Annotated in this window: 15 protein-coding genes and 1 tRNA gene; 4 read left to right on the forward strand and 12 right to left on the reverse strand. The window is 58.4% G+C overall.

The window, feature by feature from the left end:
* Positions 1-63 precede the first annotated feature (63 nt).
* The 6 genes from FY152_07110 to FY152_07135 form a co-directional block, all read right to left on the reverse strand.
* On the reverse strand, positions 64-801 hold the full coding sequence (locus FY152_07110; GenBank protein ID UXS33234.1) for a FadR family transcriptional regulator: 738 nt from the start codon (positions 799-801) through the stop codon (positions 64-66).
* A gap of 211 nt (positions 802-1,012) precedes the next feature.
* Positions 1,013-2,086, reverse strand: coding sequence for a BMP family ABC transporter substrate-binding protein (locus FY152_07115; GenBank protein ID UXS31867.1), 1,074 nt, complete (start codon positions 2,084-2,086; stop codon positions 1,013-1,015).
* Between the two features lie 35 nt (positions 2,087-2,121).
* Positions 2,122-3,042 carry an ABC transporter permease gene (locus FY152_07120; protein UXS33235.1) on the reverse strand — a complete coding sequence of 307 codons (921 nt, stop codon included), beginning with the start codon at positions 3,040-3,042 and terminating at the stop codon, positions 2,122-2,124.
* On the reverse strand, positions 3,042-4,133 hold the full coding sequence (locus FY152_07125; GenBank protein ID UXS31868.1) for an ABC transporter permease: 1,092 nt from the start codon (positions 4,131-4,133) through the stop codon (positions 3,042-3,044). The genes FY152_07120 and FY152_07125 overlap by 1 nt, the downstream gene beginning before the upstream one ends.
* Entirely contained in the window at positions 4,123-5,679 is a 1,557-nt protein-coding gene (locus FY152_07130; protein UXS33236.1) for an ABC transporter ATP-binding protein, read from the reverse strand. The genes FY152_07125 and FY152_07130 overlap by 11 nt, the downstream gene beginning before the upstream one ends.
* Before the next feature lie 210 nt (positions 5,680-5,889).
* Positions 5,890-6,615, reverse strand: coding sequence for a phosphatidylcholine/phosphatidylserine synthase (locus FY152_07135; protein ID UXS31869.1), 726 nt, complete (start codon positions 6,613-6,615; stop codon positions 5,890-5,892).
* 209 nt (positions 6,616-6,824) lie between these two features.
* Here FY152_07135 and FY152_07140 point away from each other — a divergent pair, with 209 nt between their 5' ends.
* Entirely contained in the window at positions 6,825-8,033 is a 1,209-nt protein-coding gene (locus tag FY152_07140) for a UbiH/UbiF family hydroxylase (protein UXS31870.1), read from the forward strand.
* Here the strand turns inward: FY152_07140 and FY152_07145 are convergent.
* Together FY152_07145 and FY152_07150 are read right to left on the reverse strand one after the other, a co-directional pair.
* Complete coding sequence (locus tag FY152_07145; protein UXS31871.1) at positions 8,017-8,955, reverse strand: AEC family transporter; 939 nt, start codon at positions 8,953-8,955, stop codon at positions 8,017-8,019. The genes FY152_07140 and FY152_07145 overlap by 17 nt on opposite strands.
* 34 nt (positions 8,956-8,989) lie before the next feature.
* Positions 8,990-9,736, reverse strand: coding sequence for a cytochrome c biogenesis protein CcdA (locus FY152_07150; protein ID UXS31872.1), 747 nt, complete (start codon positions 9,734-9,736; stop codon positions 8,990-8,992).
* Between the two features lie 285 nt (positions 9,737-10,021).
* On the opposite strand from FY152_07150, the gene FY152_07155 reads away from it, so the two are divergent.
* From FY152_07155 to FY152_07165, 3 genes are all read left to right on the forward strand, one after another.
* Positions 10,022-10,097, forward strand: a tRNA-Lys gene (locus FY152_07155).
* A gap of 86 nt (positions 10,098-10,183) precedes the next feature.
* Positions 10,184-11,347, forward strand: a complete 1,164-nt coding sequence (locus tag FY152_07160) for a site-specific integrase (protein ID UXS31873.1) — start codon at positions 10,184-10,186, stop codon at positions 11,345-11,347.
* A 182-nt stretch (positions 11,348-11,529) separates the two neighbouring features.
* Entirely contained in the window at positions 11,530-12,582 is a 1,053-nt protein-coding gene (locus tag FY152_07165) for a MobA/MobL family protein (protein ID UXS31874.1), read from the forward strand.
* A gap of 66 nt (positions 12,583-12,648) precedes the next feature.
* Here the strand turns inward: FY152_07165 and FY152_07170 are convergent, their stop codons facing one another.
* From FY152_07170 to FY152_07185, 4 genes are all read right to left on the reverse strand, one after another.
* Positions 12,649-12,981: a lysozyme inhibitor gene (locus tag FY152_07170; GenBank protein UXS31875.1), complete on the reverse strand. Its 333-nt coding sequence runs from the start codon at positions 12,979-12,981 to the stop codon at positions 12,649-12,651.
* A 775-nt stretch (positions 12,982-13,756) separates the two neighbouring features.
* Complete coding sequence (locus FY152_07175) at positions 13,757-14,443, reverse strand: haloacid dehalogenase-like hydrolase (GenBank protein ID UXS31876.1); 687 nt, start codon at positions 14,441-14,443, stop codon at positions 13,757-13,759.
* Positions 14,444-14,560: 117 nt separating this feature from the next.
* The gene (locus tag FY152_07180) at positions 14,561-15,499 is read right to left on the reverse strand and encodes a M48 family metalloprotease (protein ID UXS31877.1); all 939 of its coding nucleotides are present in this window, start codon (positions 15,497-15,499) and stop codon (positions 14,561-14,563) included.
* Between the two features lies 1 nt (position 15,500).
* Entirely contained in the window at positions 15,501-17,189 is a 1,689-nt protein-coding gene (locus FY152_07185; protein UXS31878.1) for a type IV secretory system conjugative DNA transfer family protein, read from the reverse strand.
* Between the last annotated feature and the right edge of the window lie 39 nt (positions 17,190-17,228).

Genomic DNA, 17,228 nt, shown 5'->3' on the forward strand with positions numbered 1-17,228 from the left:
AAATCTCCACCAAATTTCCACGCCGATTTTCATCAAACGTGATCGGCGGCTGCCTGGCATGATCTATTTTCGGGAATTACGGGCCGTGAATTCGAGTATCTGCTGACGGCCGTTTTCAATCAGCCTTTCCATCTCGCGGCGGGCCGCGGCCTCGTCGTGCAGGCGAAATGCTTCCACGAGCCTCAGATGGGAGGCGGATACGTCGGAAATCTCGTTAGGGTCGGCTTCCGGGTTGCTCATCCGGAAAATGCCCGCCAGGGCCGCCTTTATCAGCGAACCGACCGTGCGCATGAACGGGTTGCCGGACATTTCGGTAATCAGGACATGGAAATTCATATCCGCAAGCGCCCGCTTTTCCTTGGAATAGGCGGTATTGCCCATCTCATTGGCGTAAGCGACGAGCTTTGCAATATCGCCGTCTTTTGCCCTGATAGCGGCAAGCCCCGCACCATAGGGTTCGAAAGCCAGGCGGATATCGTAGAGGTGCAAAAGGAATTCGTCGCTGACACCCGCCTCGAAATGCCAGAGCAGCACTTCGCTGTCGAACATGTTCCAGTTTTCGCGTTCCGTCACCCGGGTGCCAATACGGGCCTTGGGAGAAATCATGCCCTTGGCCGTCAGCGTCTTCATCGCTTCGCGCAGAACCGTGCGGGATACTTTCAGCCGCTCCATAAGCTCGGCGTCGCCGGGCAGAATATCACCCGTCTTGAAAACGCCGGACACGATATCAAGGCCTAGCTTGTGAACGACCTGTGCATGATTTGTCCGCAACTTTCGAAAACCGATCGCCGCATCGAGCATTCCGCGCTGCAAATGTCATGTCCTTCCGTTCGGTTGGCGATCTCAAAAATCGCGCCAGACGTGTATATCCAAAGTCACAATATAGTGAAAAACATCAAGTCGTCTGAAAAGCAAAGGCAAACTTCATCTGCAACGTAAAACACATGAAAATAACAAAGGCCGCACATGAATTTCATGTGCGGCCTGTTATCAGCGGGAATGGAAAGTCCCGTTAATGCGGCAGCTTGTCGTCCACGCCGGCAACGTAGAAGTTGAGGCCGAGCAGAACGCCGTCCTCGGCCTTTTCACCAGCCTTCAGCCATTCCGAACCGTCCTGCTTCTTCACCGGGCCGGTGAAGGGGTGCAGCTCGCCCGACTTGATCTTGGCTTCGGTATCCTCGGCCATCTTCTTCACGTCATCAGGCATGTTGGTATAGGGTGCCATGGTCAGGATGCCATCCTTCAGGCCGTCCCAGACGGATTCGGACTTCCAGGTACCATCGAGAAGAGCCTGCGTGCGCTTGATGTAATAGGCGCCCCAGGTGTCCTTGATGGCGGTCAGCTGCGTCTGCGGACCGGCCGCGATCATGTCGGAAGCCTGACCGAAGGCCTTGATGCCGCGTTCGGCCGCAACCTGCATCGGCGCGGTGGTGTCAGTGTGCTGCGTCAGGATATCGACGCCCTGGTCGATCAGCGCCTTGGCGGCATCGGCTTCCTTGCCGGGGTCGAACCAGGTATTGGCCCAGACGACCTTGACCTTGAACTCCGGATTGACCGACTGCGCACCGAGCACGAAGGCGTCGATGCCCATCACCACTTCCGGGATCGGGAAGGAAGCGATGTAGCCGGCAAGACCCTTCTTGGACATCTTCGCGGCGATCTGGCCCTGAATGTAACGGCCTTCATAGAAACGCGAATTGTAGGTGGCGACGTTTTCTGCGGTCTTGAAGCCGGTAGCGTGTTCGAACTTCACCTTGGGGAACTTCTGGGCGACCTTCACGGTCGCATCCATGAAGCCGAAGGATGTGGTATAGACCAGCTCGCAGCCCGAGCGGGCCATGCGCTCGATGGCGCGTTCGGCATCCGGGCCTTCCGGAACGCTTTCAAGGAACGGCGTTTCGATCTTGTCGCCGAAATGCGCCTGCAATTCCTGGCGGCCGATATCATGCGCCTGCGTCCAGCCGCCGTCGGTCTTTGAACCGACATAGATGAAGCAGACCTTCTTGGCGTCGGCGGCCTCAGCCGAGGAAACGACGCCGCCGAGAGCCGCAACGGAAGCGGCGAGTGCGATGACCAGTTTTTTCATTTTTACCCCTGTTGGTTTGGAGACTTGAGACTTCTTCACCTGTCCGGAACGAAGGATTTGCCCAGCGATGCCGGTGTGTTGATCAAGGTCGTGCGGCGATTATGCGAGATGATCACGAGCACGACAATAGTTGCAAGGTAAGGTAGTGCCGAAAGCAGTTGCGACGGCACGCCGATGCCGAAGGCCTGCGCGTGCAATTGCCCGATCGTGACGGCGCCGAACAGATAGCCGCCCGCCAGCAGGCGCCAGGGACGCCAGGAGGCGAAGACGACGAGCGCCAGCGCAATCCAGCCGCGCCCGGCCGACATGTTCTCCACCCATTGCGGTGTGTAGACAAGCGAGAGCTGCGCGCCGGCGAGACCCGCGCAGGCGCCACCGAACATGACAGCCAGATACCGCGTGCGGATGACATTGATGCCGAGCGCATGGGCGGAACCATGATTGTCGCCGATCGCCCGAATCTTGAGACCCGTGCGGCTTTTGAACAGAAACCAGCTGATGCCGGCAACGAGCGCAATGGACATGTAGAAGATCAGGTCCTGTCGGAACAGCAAGGGGCCGAAGAAGGGAATCTCGGACAGAACCGGAAAGACGATGGGCTGCAGCTTGACACCCGGCAGGCCGACGAAGCTTTCGCCCAGCATGCCGGAAACACCAAGACCGAGAATGGTAAGCGCAAGGCCCGTCGCCACCTGGTTGGTCACCAGCGTCAGTGTCAGGAAGCCGAACAGCAGCGAAAAAACCGCGCCGGAAGCGATGCCGGCCAGAATGCCGAGATAGGGAGACCCCGTCATATGGGCGGTCGCAAAAGCGCAGACCGCACCCATGATCATCATGCCCTCGACACCGAGATTGAGGACGCCGGAGCGCTCCGCCACGAGCTCGCCGGAGGCGGCAAGCACGAGCGGTGTCGCGGCGGTGATGACGGTGAGAAGAATGGCCTGAAGCATATCCATCATGCCGCTCCTTCTTTGTGATGCGCCTTGCCGGTGAAGACGACCCTGATGCGATAGAAGATCAGCGTGTCACAGGAGAGCACGAAGAACAGCATCAGCCCCTGAAACACGCGCGTCACCTTGTCCGAGACGCCAATCGAAAGCTGCGCCGCCTCGCCGCCCAGATAGGTCAGCGCCAGCACCAGCCCGGAAAGGATGATGCCGAGCGGATTGAGACGACCGAGAAAGGCGACGATGATAGCGGTGAAGCCGTAACCCGGCGAAATGCTGGGCTGGAGATGGCCAATGGAACCGGAAGCCTCAGATATGCCCGCAAGCCCCGCCAGCGCACCCGAGAGCAGCAGCGAAAACCACACCATGCGGCTTGAGGAAAAACCGGCAAAACGCCCTGCCCGCGCCGATTGGCCGAGCACGGTAACCTCGAAGCCTTTCAGCATGTAGCGCATCATGAACCACAGCGCGATGGCCGCAACGATGGCGAAAACGAAACCCCAGTGCGCCCGGCCCGAGGCCAGCATTTCCGGCAGAACGGCGCTGTCGTTAAAAGGCTTGGTCTGCGGGAAGTTATAGCCGCCCGGATCACGCCAGATGCCGCGCGTCAACCAGTCGAGAAACAGCTGCGCGACATAGACCAGCATCAGGCTGACGAGGATTTCATTGGTGTTGAACTTCGTCTTCAACAGCGCCGGAATACCGGCATAAAGCGCGCCGCCGACAGCGCCCATCACCATCATCAGCGGCAGGATGAGCGGCGAATGCCAGTCGGGATAAAGCACCGGCAGGATGGAACCGGTGATCGCGCCGATGGTGAACTGCCCTTCCGCGCCGATGTTCCAGTTATTGGAGCGATAACAGATCGACAGGCCGACGCCGATCAGGATCAGCGGTGCGGCCTTGATCGCCAGCTCATGCAGCGACCACACCTCCAGAAGCGGCTCGACGAAGAAGGCGTAAAGCGCGTCCAGCGGGTTCTTGCCGAGCATGGCGAACATGACAGCGCCGACGAGCAACGTCAGCGTGAGCGCCAGAAGCGGCGAAAGAAGAGTGAATAGCTTTGAGACCCCTGCCCGTTTTTCAAGCTCAATGCGCATGCTGGGCGGCTCCCGAATGTGTGTGGATGCCGCCCATCAGCAGGCCGATCTTTTCAAGCGTCATGTCTTCCACGGGATGGGTCTCTGACAGCTTCCCGTCGGAAATGACAGCGATATTGGTGGCGACCTCGAAGATTTCATCGAGATCCTGGCTGATGACGATAACCGCCGAGCCCGCCTTGGCGAGATCGACAAGCGCCTGGCGAATTCGGCTCGCCGCACCCGCATCCACACCCCAGGTCGGCTGGTTGACCACCAGCACGGCGGGCTGACGGTCAAGTTCACGCCCGACGATGAATTTTTGCAGATTGCCGCCCGACAGCGACCCCGCCAGCGGATCGGCCCCGCTCTTGCGCACATCCATGGTTTCCGAGATGCGCCGCGCCGCCGCCTTGATGGTCGAGCCGCGGATGATGCGCAGGAAACCGCCAGTCAAAAACGCCTTCCGATCAGAACGCGCCCGCGCCAGCAACAGATTGTCGGAAAGGCTCATGCCGGGAACGGCGGCATGGCCATGCCGCTCTTCCGGCACAAAACCCGCGCCCATCAGCCGGCGGCCATTGATGCCGATGCGGCCGACCGGCTTGCCGCGCAGATGGATCGCATCATTATTATAGACCGGATATTCGCCGGAAAGCGCATCGAACAGCTCGCCCTGGCCGTTGCCGGCCACACCGGCAATCGCCAGCACCTCGCCGGCGCGTACATTCATCGAAATCGATTTCAGCGCCACGGCAAAAGGCGTGCGTGGCGCAACCGAAAGCCCCATGACCTCGATCTGCGGTTGCCCGAGCGCGGCTCCCGTCGGACGTGAAACGCTCGCGACATCGCTGCCGACCATCATACGCGCCAGAGATGCAGGCGTTTCCCTGCGCGGATCGCAGGCACCCGTCACCTTGCCATGACGCAGAACGGTGGCCCGGTCGCAGATGCGCTGCACCTCTTCCAGACGGTGGCTGATATAAAGCACCGAACGGCCTTCGGCCTTCAGCTTCGCAAGCGTTTCGAACAGCTTGTCGGCCTCCTGCGGTGTCAGCACCGAGGTCGGCTCGTCTAGAATGATGAGGCGCGGGTTCTGCAACAGCGCGCGCACGATCTCGATACGCTGGCGCTCACCGACCGACAGATCGGCCACATGTGCATAAGGGTCGAGCGGCAGGCCATAGGCGCGCGACAGCGTTTCCGCTTCCTTCGCGATTTCCTTCAGTGAAATTTTCGGGTCCAGAGACAGGGCGATGTTTTCAGCGACCGTCAGCGCCTCGAACAGGGAAAAGTGCTGGAAAACCATGCCGATACCGAGGCTTCGGGCCTCGCTTGGCGAGCCCACGGAAACCGGCCGGCCCTGCCAGATAATGTCGCCCTCGGTCGGCGAAAGAACGCCGAACAACATCTTGACGAGCGTGGACTTGCCGGCGCCGTTTTCACCCAGAAGCGCATGGATTTCGCCCGGCGCTATATCGAGGTCGATGCCGTTGCAGGCCGCGAAATTGCCGAACAGCTTTGTCAGCTTGCGAACAGACAGGAGAGGCACGGCCTCCGGCGCCAAATTTCCAGTCACTGGTCCCTCTCTCACCGCCAGCCCATGCTTTCTTTGAAGCACTTCAACAGCTGCGGTTATTGTTCCCAATCACGGGGCAATGCGTATGCAATGCTGCGCGACCATGATGTATTGATAACTGTTTTGCTGCTGCGCACAACTGAAAAAGAAGCTGCTTAAATGCAATTTGCACAAGCAATAAACGGCTTTAGATTTTCCTTACTTTGCGCCCAGCGACGGAAAAAACTGCAATATTCCACCGATGCAATAGAGATAGATGCCGCTCGCCACGAATGCGACCACCGCCCATGTCGGCGTTTCGAAATGCATCAGCAGCGCATAACCGCCAAGCGCGCACCAGACGAAAACGACGGCCAGATTAAGCGGCCGCAGGCGCTTCACCCGCACCGGATGCAGGAAATTGATCGGCAGGAACGTCAGGAACACCGAGACGGTAACCACGGTCATGGCCGTGGTGGCGCTGGCATCCATGACGAAGAGCGTGAACACCACCATGTTCCACACCACCGGAAAGCCGGAGAAGAAATATTCATCCGTCTTCATGCCCATATCGGCATAATAGATGGCGCTCGACACCACGATCATGCCCGCCGCCACGAAGGATAGCGGTTCCCCGATCATGCCGCTCTGGTAAAGCGCAAAGGCGGGCAAAAGCACATAGGTCACGTAATCGATGATATTGTCGAGCGTATCGCCCGACCAGTTGGGCAGAACTTCCTTAACCCGTACCTTGCGGGCGATGGGGCCGTCGATACCATCCACCAGAAGCGCCAGGCCCAGCCACCAGAACATGTCGACAAATCGGTGCTCGGCCGCGGCGACCACGCCGAGAAAGGCGAGAAACGAACCCGAAGCCGTAAGCATATGAACGGAAAAGGCGCGGATTTCCGCGTAGGGAACACGCTTGTAGTTGAAAATTTTCATGGTCAGCGTCTGCGCCCCGCTTTTCATCCGCCCTGTTCATTCCGGTATGCGGCCATTCACCACGCTTTGCAACCGGCTCAATCCGCTTATCCTAAGACTAATATAGTGGCGCAACCAACGAATCTTCGTGACTGAATGTTCCGGCCCCGAAGTGGATTTGCCCGCGCAAAGACACTATGATGTTCTGGAAATAACAACGGATCAGGACCATGAGACACTTCGATATCGCCATAACAGGTGCGGGACTTGCGGGCCAGATCGCGGCCATCGCGCTGGCGCGGGCGGGCCGCCACGTGGCGCTCATTGCACCTTCCAGCGACAGGAAGGACCAGCGCACCACGGCGCTGATGGACCAGTCCATCCGTTTCATGGACCGCCTCGGCCTCTGGTCTCGCATCGCCCCTGCGGCCGCACGCCTTTCCACCATGCAGATCATCGACGGCACCGAGCGCCTGCTGCGCGCGCCGACCGTACAGTTCCGCTCCTCCGAAATAGGGCTCGACGCCTTCGGCTGGAACATTCCGAACGAGGCGCTGCTCGGCGTGCTTGGTGAGGCTGTCGAACAGGAACACAATATTACTCGCCTCGACACCACCGCCGAGACGATCGACATCGGCAACGACCGCGTCTCCGTGACGCTTGCAGACGGCGAAACGCTCTCTGCCGATTTCCTCATCGGCGCGGATGGCAGGAAGTCGATGGTGCGGGATGCGGCCGGCATCGGCGTCAAATCCTGGTCCTATCCGCAGACGGCCATTGTTTTGAACTTGGGCCATAGCCGGTCGCATGGCAATGTCTCGACGGAATTCCATACGCCCACCGGTCCTTTCACCCAGGTTCCCCTGCCCGGCAACCGCTCCAGCCTCGTCTGGGTCGTTACCCCGCAACAGGCGGAGGAACTGACTGCACTGCCGCTGGAGGCGCTCAACCTGCGGATCGAGGAGCGTATGCAATCCATGCTGGGCGCTGTTACCGTAGAGGACAGCGTGCAGGCATGGCCGCTTTCTTCCATGACGGCGCACCGCTTCGGCAAGGGCCGCGTCGCCCTGATCGGTGAGGCCGCGCATGGCTTCCCGCCCATCGGCGCGCAGGGTTTGAACCTCAGCCTGCGCGACATCATTTCGCTGACGGAACTGCTCGGTGCCGTCTCCGACCGCCCCATTGCCGCTGACGCCGGCAGCAGCTTTGACCGCAGGCGGCGGGCGGATGTCTACAGCCGCACCCTCAGCGTCGATCTCCTGAATCGCTCGCTGCTTTCCGATCTTCTGCCAGTGCAGATGGCGCGCGCGGCGGGCCTGCATGTCCTCTCCGGCATCGGCACGCTCAGAAGCATGGTGATGCGCGAAGGCATCGAGCCCGGCCGCGGACTGAAGGCCCTGCCCTCGCTGCTGTTCGGCAGCTTCAAAAAGGCTGGATGAAATAGACCACGCCTGTCAGCGTGAGGACCGACAACACCGTCGAGATGAGAATCGTCGCCGACGCCCTCTCCTGCCAGACATGATATTGCTGGCCGATGACGAAGACATTCGTCGCGGTCGGCAAGGCTGCCAGCAGCACGGCGGAATAAATCCAGACCGGCTCGAAACGCCCGAGCGACGAGAGCAGGAGATAAGCCGCGAGCGGATGCAGGATCAGCTTGGCCGGCACGATATAGCTGATTTCCACCGGCACCCTTTTCATCGGCCGCAGCGCCAGCGTCACGCCCATGGCAAACAGCGCGCAGGGCGCCGCCGATTGCGCCAGATAATCCACCAGCCGCTGCACCGCCTCCGGCGGCTGCCAGGACAGCGAGGCAGCGAGAAAGCCCGCAATCACCGACACGATGAAGGGATGGGTGATGACCTTGCGCGCCACATCCATTGCAAGCTTCGCCGGGGAGCGCTTGTCACCGCCCGCAACCGCCATCATCGCCGGCGCGACGATGAAATGGGCGGCGTTTTCCAGACAGACGATCAGCGCCACCGGCACCGCCGCCTTTTCACCGAGCGCCAGCAGCGCAAGGCCCGGCCCCATATAGCCGATATTGCCATAGCTCGCCGCGAAACTCTGGATGGTGGTTTCGGCGAGGCTGTTCTTTCGCACGAACCGGCCGATCAGGAATACAGCCAAGAAAATGCCGTAGGTGCAGGCAAGGCTGGCGGCAACGAAATCCATGCGCGCCAGCTCTTCGACCGGCGTTTTCGACACCAGCTTGAAAAACAGCGCCGGAAGCGCAGCATAGATGATGAAGGTATTCAGCCAGCCCATCGCCTCGACTGGCTGTTTCGTGATGCGCGCCGCGCCGTAACCGATGAAGATCAGGCCGAAAAACGGCAAAAGCAATCCGACGATATCGGCCACGGTCTTTCCCTTACGTCTAAAATACGCGGGAGGCTTAGCCGATTTTCATCAGGATCGGAAAGGTCTCCTGGAACCAGATCGCCACATTGGTGATGAAACCGGACATGAAAGCGATACCGGTGAGCACGAGCAACACGCCCATCAGCTTTTCCACGAGGCCAAGATGGCGGCGGAAGCGCACGAGGAACCGCATGAAGGAACCGGAAAAAGCAGCCGCGATCCAGAAAGGCACGGCAAGGCCAAGAGAATAGACTGCAAGCAGCGCCGCACCGTCGCCAACCGTGTCGCGCGAAGCGGCAACACCGAGAATCGCGCCCAGAACCGGGCCAATGCAGGGCGTCCAGCCGAAGGCGAAGGCAAGGCCCATGACATAGGCTCCGGAAAGCGTGGCCGGCTTGCCCGCTCCCTGAAACCGCGCCTCGCGCGAAAACACACCGATGCGGAAAACACCGAGAAAGTTAAGGCCCATCAGAATGATGATGAAACCGCCGATCTTGGCGAGAATATCGAGATTCTGGCGCAAAAGCGTGCCGATTGTCGAGGCGCCGGCACCCAGCGCCACAAACACCGTGGCAAAACCGAGCGTGAAAAAGAAGGCCGAAATCAGCACCGCCTTGCGCACCTCGGGCCGGGGCGCCGCATCCTCCGTCTTGAACTGCTCGACGGAAATACCCGCCATGTAACACAGGTAAGGCGGCACCAGCGGCAGAACGCAGGGCGACAGGAAAGACAAGGCACCGGCCAGAAGCGCGCTGAACAGGGAAATATCGGCAATCGACAAGAAAGAACTCCGGATCCCGTAAAGCCCGCCGCGATTCGCAAAAGATTCGCCGGCACTTCACGCTTTCATTTTCGCACATGTCATTGCCGTAAAACGATTTCACCCGTTTGCCCGACATGTCTGAGCCGCTTTTATCCCCAGCCGCCCCCTGTCTCCAATCACCTTTTCGGGGGTGCGACAAAAAAAACCGGATTGATTGTAGAAAGCGCTTTTTTTGGGTTGACCGAACGGATCGCTCTACCTATGTTCCGCGCACTTCCGAAGGGCAACCAAGCCCCGACACGGGAGAGCGTAGCTCAGCCGGTAGAGCAACTGACTTTTAATCAGTAGGTCCAGGGTTCGAATCCCTGCGCTCTCACCAACGGAAACAAGCACTTACCGTTGAAAATCAGCCCAAAACCGGTAAAATTAGCCTCACACATGTCTCGCACAGTTTGAGAGGGTGAAATGGCCTCGCATACCGTCTTTGGTGACAAGGTCCGCGTCTATCGCCGGGCCAACAGCACACTCTGGCAATGCTCCACCTACCTTGAGGGCAAGGAGTGGCGCGTCAGCACAAAAACCGATGTTTTAGCGCTCGCCAAAGAGTTTGCCGAAGACTGGTATCTGGAGCTTCGCGGTAAGAGCCGTATCGGCCAGTTAAAGACCGAGCGCACCTTTGCCGATGCCGCCAAGCAGTTCCTTCAGGAATATGTCCCGCTCACCAACGGCGAGCGCAATCCGCGCTACGTAAAGGACCACGAGGCGCGCATCAACAACCACCTCCTTCCCTACTTCGGCAAGATGGCGCTTAGCGCCGTCACAGCGGGCAAGGTGCAGGAGTTCCGCGTCATGCGGCTTCAGCCGCATCCCGAGACCGGCAAGGTGCCGACACGCAGCACCCTTCACCATGAGACCGTGACCCTGCGCCAGGTCATGAAGACCGCCCTGCGCCACGGTTGGATCAGCCATCTCCCCGACTTCTCGGCTCCCTACAAGGCGTCGGGCAAGATCACGCACCGCGCATGGTTCTCTCCCGAGGAATACAAGCAGCTCTACACCTACACCCGTGAGCGCGCCAAATCCGCCGCAGGCCTTAACTGGCAGTATGCCGCCGAGCAGTTCCATGACTACATCCTGTTCATGGCCAACACTGGCCTGCGGCCCGATGAAGCCAACCGGCTGGAATACCGCGACGTGACCATCGAGAAGGACGAGGAGAGCGACGAGCGCATCCTGTTGATCGAGGTGCGTGGCAAACGGGGCTTCGGCTATTGCAAGAGCACCACAGGCGCTGTGCATCCGTTTGAGCGGCTGGTGAAGCGCAACAATCCCAAGCCGACCGATCTCGTGTTCCCGCAGGACCACAAGAAGCAGTTCAACCGTGCCATGACTGATTGCGGGTTCAAGACTGACCGTGAAGGCAACAAGCGTTCGGCTTACAGCCTTCGCCATACCTATATCTGCCTGCGCCTGCTGGAAGGTGCCGACATTTATCAAATCGCCAAGAACTGCCGGACGAGCGTAGAAATGATTGAGAAGCACTATGCCGTGCATCTTAAGAACACGCTGGATGCCAAGGCCATCAACGTGAAGAAAAAAGTGAAGAAGGTGGTAGCTGCCGAGGCCTAGTTTCTATTGAACATCCTTGGCTTAGCTGTATCAATGCGTAACAGCGCACCTACGCATCGCAATGTGTACGCATTGAGGGCGATGCTTTGCTCGATTTTGTCACCAGCCGCGCGGCGTCTGGACAAAACCGGCAAGTGCGTCAGGGGAAACCCCTGAACCCCGTCCGTGCCGGAGCAAGGTGAATGGCTATCTATCACCTGAACGTCAAGAACATCAGCCGGGGAGACGGACGCTCCGTTGTCGCGGCCGCTGCTTATCGCGCGGGTGAGGTTCTGCCGAATGATGCGGAGGAAAAGCTTTCGGATTTCGGCGGACGGCGGGATGTGGTCACAAGCGGCATCCGCCTGCCAGCCGGTGCGCCGGACTGGATGGCCGACCGAACCACTTTATGGAATGCCGTGGAACTGGCCGAGAAGCGGCATGACGCGCGCTTAGCCAAAGAAATCGAATTCGCCCTGCCCCGTGAGCTACCGCGCCCGGCGTGGCTGGCCGTTGCCCACGCGATGGCCGACGCCTACACGGCGCAGGGCTTCGTGGCCGACTTCGCCATCCACGATGATGGCACCCAGCATAATCCGCATGTCCATATCCTGCTGACCACGCGCGTCATCACGCCGGAGGGATTCGGCCCCAAAATCCGCAGCGCTGATGGTCGGCAGTTTATAAGCGAGGCCCGACTAATCTGGGAGCGCATTGCCAACGCATCATTGAAGAAGGCAGGAGTTGCCGCCGCCATCGACAGCCGCAGTTATGCGAAACGTAAACTTGACCGGACACCCGGCCAGCATCGTGGGCCGGACAAAGAGGAACGGCGGGCCCGCAGGCAGCGCCAGCGAGAAAGGGAAAAGATGGTTCCTACACATGATGACCGTGACCTGCCCGTTCCCGATCCCGATGGTAAGCCCATTCACCCACGAGAGCTCGCAGCCGCCGAAGGGCGGATGCTGCGCGAGGTTGAACGGGAGGAACCTCCCTCCTTTCAAGAGCCGAACGGCGACCCTGCTGCCGCACGGCAGGCGATTGAGCGGCAGAACAGCCGCAATATGAGCGAAGATGACGCTGCCGCTTATCGGCTGGCACCCGAGGATATGCTGGATTGGTTAAGTGAGCCCCTTCCCGCCCAGGACGAGGCAGTTCTGGAGCGGTGGGAAAACCACCTCGACTGGCTTGAAGCTGATGTCAGACACTCACCTTCTCCTCTAGAGTCCGGGTTAGAGCCAGAGCGCGAGCGTTAAAGGTGAGTGCATTGCATCTGCCAGACGTTTGATCATCTGGTTCTGAAGTTTAGGAAATCGGCTTCTTTAACTTTTGCACTCAGACAGTATCGTCTGACGGCTATCCTGAAGCGTGGCGTCCTTGCCTTTGGTGATCAACGTATAGGTGTAGTTCGGATCAATGGCCTTGTAGGTCGCTCCAGACGCCGAGCGTTGTTCCGCCATGGGGATCATTTCATCCATCTGCTGCAAGATTGCGAAGCTTTTTCCGTCTGCGCCATTCACATACACGACACGCATGACAGCGTTGTTGGCGCATGAATAGGACACCGAATCCAGCGTTGTCTTCTCTGCTGCGGTCGCAGTGGAGAACGTTGCTACGCTCAATGCACACGCCAAATAGACGTTAATCTTCTTCATTACTAATTACCTTTATACATTGATTGCCAGTCCGAAATTGAACTCGCTGTTTTAGACTACATTTCGGAAAATATACTTTCAAATAATAAATCGCGTCCCGCACCACATGACAATGATGCGTCATCTTCAAGATCCGAAGGGCGGTTCTGCTGCCGCGCGGCAGGCTATGGAGCGACATGACAGCCGCAAGATGAGCGAGGATGACACTTTATGGGAAATCAGTTGGTTTGGCTTAAAAAGGACGACAAGCGTTCGCGGAACTATCTCCGCGAAACAAGCTTTTTAAGCCGCTGCCACAACGTAAGGCGATCACGCGTTAAACGTAAGGGTATTGTTGTGACGCTTGTCCCTTGCTGAGATAGCCGGAGATAATACCCATTCAGAACATTATCGCTCTGCTGGTGCACATACCAACACCCGTAACTCATAACGCTCGTATCTACCGACCAGAACACAGCGAAAAAATCAGCGCCTCGTAGGCGCCCCTCAAATTTCCACTTCCTATGAGCTTCGTTCTCCGGGATTTTTCGCTCAATGCTTCCCGACAGAACGTCATTATACTGCTTTACCTTCAAACGATCGACCTTAACCACTTGACCGGCGTCGTCCAATATTTCGGTCCGCCAAATTCCCGTATAGTCGCCCCGGAACTCCCGAACCCTTCGATAAAGGACAATAATAGCCTGCCATATTATAGCACCGGCAATGCTGGTAATTACCGCGTATACGTGTATCTCCAAAATGCTTCCCCAAAAGCAGTGAACGAAAGCGTGTCTTAAAGAATGCTTTCTAGCTCTTCCATCAACTCAGACGGTGCAATGATAGGGGCGATTTCCCGCAGAAGTCGAGACGTTTTTGCTCGACTTTCATTTGAAATAACAAATGGAAAACGTGCCGCTTCCAGAAGAGGGGCATCTGAAATCGTATCGCCCAAAGAAATGGTCAATCGATGGCCTTGCGCTTGTAACTGTTCAACGACCTCTCTTTTTGCGACAGGTCCCGCCATATTGCTTACAAATTGGTTTTTAAACACACCGGAAGCGTCGGTAGCTACCTCAACGCCGAATATTCGCTTAATACCTAAAACATCGGCATATTCACGCAGCACAATGCCGGGAGCTCCACTCACTACGACAAAATCTACGTTCTTCTGCTTTGCACGTTTTATGAGAGGCATCACGAAATCAAATAAGTTGCCTTTATCTTTTCGAACAAATCTAGCTGCGAAGGCAGCTATTTTCTTTTCTTCGTATCCAACCATACTTTCAGCATATAGGTCGAGAACGGCAACGGCGAACTCGTCGTAGCTTTTCTGATGGTTTTTATACTTATGTAACTCGCTGTCGAAAATATGGGGATACTTATCTTCGATGACTTTTACGGACGCTAAATAATCAAGCCAGTCCTTCAACATGAATCCCGGCCTCAGGGTCCCATCCCAGTCCGCCACAATCAGGTCCACCGACAAGGTCTCACAGAGAGATTCGGCGTTTTTTTTGAGTGATCTCATCCTCGGATGTTACCGCAGTCATTGAGTTTCACAAGCAGAATAACAAGGCAGTCTTACGAATAGCTTATGCTATATTTTAGTGGGTCTTGATGACGGGCGTTTAGCGTAGGCCATGTCTTGAACTTCTGGCACCTGTGCGGATGGTACGCTCAGTGAATGACTTATCAAAAGCGGTGGAATCCGCCCCAGATACGTCTCCGCCTCCAGCGCCCCTCGCCGCTCCTCCAGCGTTGGGTGCGTTGAAAGCAACGAGCCAGCGGCAATCCCCCTGAACATCAACCGTGCCTTCTTGCGCTCGAATTCGCTCAGTTCCGGCCCGTTGTGCAGCTTGTCCAGCGCGGCGATCATATGCTCCTTGCTGGTCAGCGCCGCGCCGAAGGCGTCGGCCCAATACTCGCGCTTGCGCGACAGGCTCAGAACATACAGTTCCGACACCCACGTCAGGAGCCAGCGGCCCCAGCGCTGCAAGGTTTCGGAAAACACCAGATACCACACCAGCGCGTTCTGAAACGAGTGTGCCAACCCCATGCGGCGCATGTCATTGTTGGCGATATGGCCGAGTTCGTGGCCGATAATGGCGTCAACTTCGGTCTCGCTCAGAGTGTCGATGAGTGGCTGGCCCACCACCACCATCGCGTTGTCGGCATTGGAACCGATGGCGTAGGCGTTGTTGTGCGGCATGATGCCCACCCATGGGCGGGTTTGCAGGCCGAGGCGGGCCGCGAGGGTGTAGACCCGCTGGGCCAGCGGATCATCCTCTTTCAGGAGGGTAATACCGTGTTCCTTGAGTGCCATCTCCCGCTGTCGGCCCAGACCGATCAGGCCCCAGACCGTGCCCCATAACGGTACGGCGAGGAAACCGCCAAAGGCGCTGCCTGCCGCCACGCCGAGACCGATGCCGACAGGCGCGGAAATCAAACTCCCCCAGGCGAGGCCAGCCCAACTGCCGGCGACAAGGCCGAGCCAGGTCGGAAAGGTGCTATGTTTGAGAGGTATCTGCTCTGCCATGTCATTCCCCCTTGGTCATCATGCCGATGCGTTGCCTGCAAGTCTCGCTTTTCTCGTGAACTACGAGCTGCGTCTTGAACGGGCGGGTGCCCGCGATATCGGTAATGCCGTAGCGCCAGCCGTCACCCTGCCAGCCACCGAAGAGTTCCCTCACCTCGTCACTGGTCAGCAGCGGACGGCCAAGAAACTGTGTGCTCTCGGTCATGGAAAACCCGCTGTTGGTCGAGGCGTCGCCCATCCATCCGCCAAGATGCGAGGAGACATTGGTGCTGGAGGTGGTGGTGCGCAGCGCATGCGTTTTGTGACCGAGATAGTCGCCCACCATCTTGGCGGTCTCGTTGTCGTTGATCCCGAAGAACTGCTTCACCGCACAATTGAGGAACGGGCGCCAGCTGTTGCCGGGATAGTGTTCTTCAATGGAATAGATGTCTTGCAGGAAGAACCACAGGCGCACCCCTGCCCCGGCATGGGTGCGAATGGCATCGCGGTACTCCGGAAACGGGCCGATGTTGAGGAATTCGTCCAGCACGAACAGCACCGGAATGTCGGGCACGCGTGGGTTGGCGAGCATAGCATCAAGCGCGGCCTTCAGCACGACCCGCAGGTAACCGGCAAACGTCTGCATCATGTGGAACGGGATTTCGATGTAGACCGTCGCAGTGTGATCCTTGAGGCTTTCGAAGCTCACATCGTTGCCGTCAACGCTGCGCCGGATATCGATATCCCTCCACTCATAGAGCTTGCTGGCCAGCGTTTCCTCCAGAACCTTCAGGCCACGTTCCGCATTCTTTGCGAGCAGTGCACGTCCCGCATCGGCGGACGACCGGTGTTCAGCCATCCTCTTGGCCCAAGCCAGCAAATGCTCTCCCTTCAAAGCGGCGAGATCGCAGACCGTTCCCAGCGTGCGCCGATGGCGTGGAGCCGTGTCACGGACGTGCATAATGAAGCCGGTCATGATCCCCACCGCGTCATCCATGAAGAACGAGGATGCGCGGGGATCGCGCGGAAACATCTGCTGCGCGATCGCACGGGCGTCGGCTTCGCGTTTGACGCGGCTCAGCGGGTCGAAACGGTGCACGGGTTTGCCCGAGCCGTCATCCAGAGGGGCGATGCGGTATACGGGGCCGAGCGTGCTGCGCCACTTGGACGTGGCTTCGAACAGCTCGCCCTTGGGGTCGAGGACCACGCAACTGCCTTGGTAGCGCAGCAGGTTCGGAATGATGGTGGTGAGGGCCTTGCCGGAGCGGGTTGGCGCGATGGTCAGCAGGTGGCCGTCGCCATCCCAATGCACGAATCCGGCGGGTGTCGTCTGGTTCTCGTCCGTAAAGCTGCCGAGCAGGATCGAGCGGGGATCGTTGAATGCAGTGCGGTCGCGCAGGTAGGGTTTCAGGTCAGCGGGGGTGGGCCAACGTGCGGAGCCATAGAGTGGTGGTGGGTCGGCAAGCTGGCGTTCGCGTTCTTCGCGCGCCATGCGGTCTCGTTCGGCCCGCTCCAATCGCGGGCGCGGATCGCGGCCTGCGCGGATGTCGGCTTCTACCGCATCGGCCACTTCGGGACCGTAACGCTCCTCAACCTCTTGTCGTGCAAAACGCGCGCTGAGATTGCGTCCGGCCTTGAAACCCCATGTACCCCATTTTTTAGCGAGACTGAAGTTTCGCTCCAGATCGCTAAAGAGATCGAACTTACTCATACGACTGCCCCCAGCCAATAACGCGGAGACTATCAATCA

The sequence above is a fragment of the Agrobacterium tumefaciens genome (assembly GCA_025560025.1).
In the GTDB taxonomy this organism is placed as follows: Bacteria; Pseudomonadota; Alphaproteobacteria; order Rhizobiales; family Rhizobiaceae; genus Agrobacterium.

Bases quoted from the DNA above. Each gene is read 5' to 3' on its own strand.
- FY152_07110 (UXS33234.1), bottom strand. From the start codon at position 801: ATGCTCGATGCGGCGATCGGTTTTCGAAAGTTGCGGACAAATCATGCA.
- FY152_07115 (UXS31867.1), bottom strand. From the start codon at position 2,086: ATGAAAAAACTGGTCATCGCACTCGCCGCTTCCGTTGCGGCTCTCGGC.
- FY152_07120 (UXS33235.1), bottom strand. From the start codon at position 3,042: ATGGATATGCTTCAGGCCATTCTTCTCACCGTCATCACCGCCGCGACA.
- FY152_07125 (UXS31868.1), bottom strand. From the start codon at position 4,133: ATGCGCATTGAGCTTGAAAAACGGGCAGGGGTCTCAAAGCTATTCACT.
- FY152_07135 (UXS31869.1), bottom strand. From the start codon at position 6,615: ATGAAAATTTTCAACTACAAGCGTGTTCCCTACGCGGAAATCCGCGCC.
- FY152_07140 (UXS31870.1), top strand. From the start codon at position 6,825: ATGAGACACTTCGATATCGCCATAACAGGTGCGGGACTTGCGGGCCAG.
- FY152_07160 (UXS31873.1), top strand. From the start codon at position 10,184: ATGGCCTCGCATACCGTCTTTGGTGACAAGGTCCGCGTCTATCGCCGG.
- FY152_07165 (UXS31874.1), top strand. From the start codon at position 11,530: ATGGCTATCTATCACCTGAACGTCAAGAACATCAGCCGGGGAGACGGA.
- FY152_07170 (UXS31875.1), bottom strand. From the start codon at position 12,981: ATGAAGAAGATTAACGTCTATTTGGCGTGTGCATTGAGCGTAGCAACG.
- FY152_07180 (UXS31877.1), bottom strand. From the start codon at position 15,499: ATGGCAGAGCAGATACCTCTCAAACATAGCACCTTTCCGACCTGGCTC.
- FY152_07185 (UXS31878.1), bottom strand. From the start codon at position 17,189: ATGAGTAAGTTCGATCTCTTTAGCGATCTGGAGCGAAACTTCAGTCTC.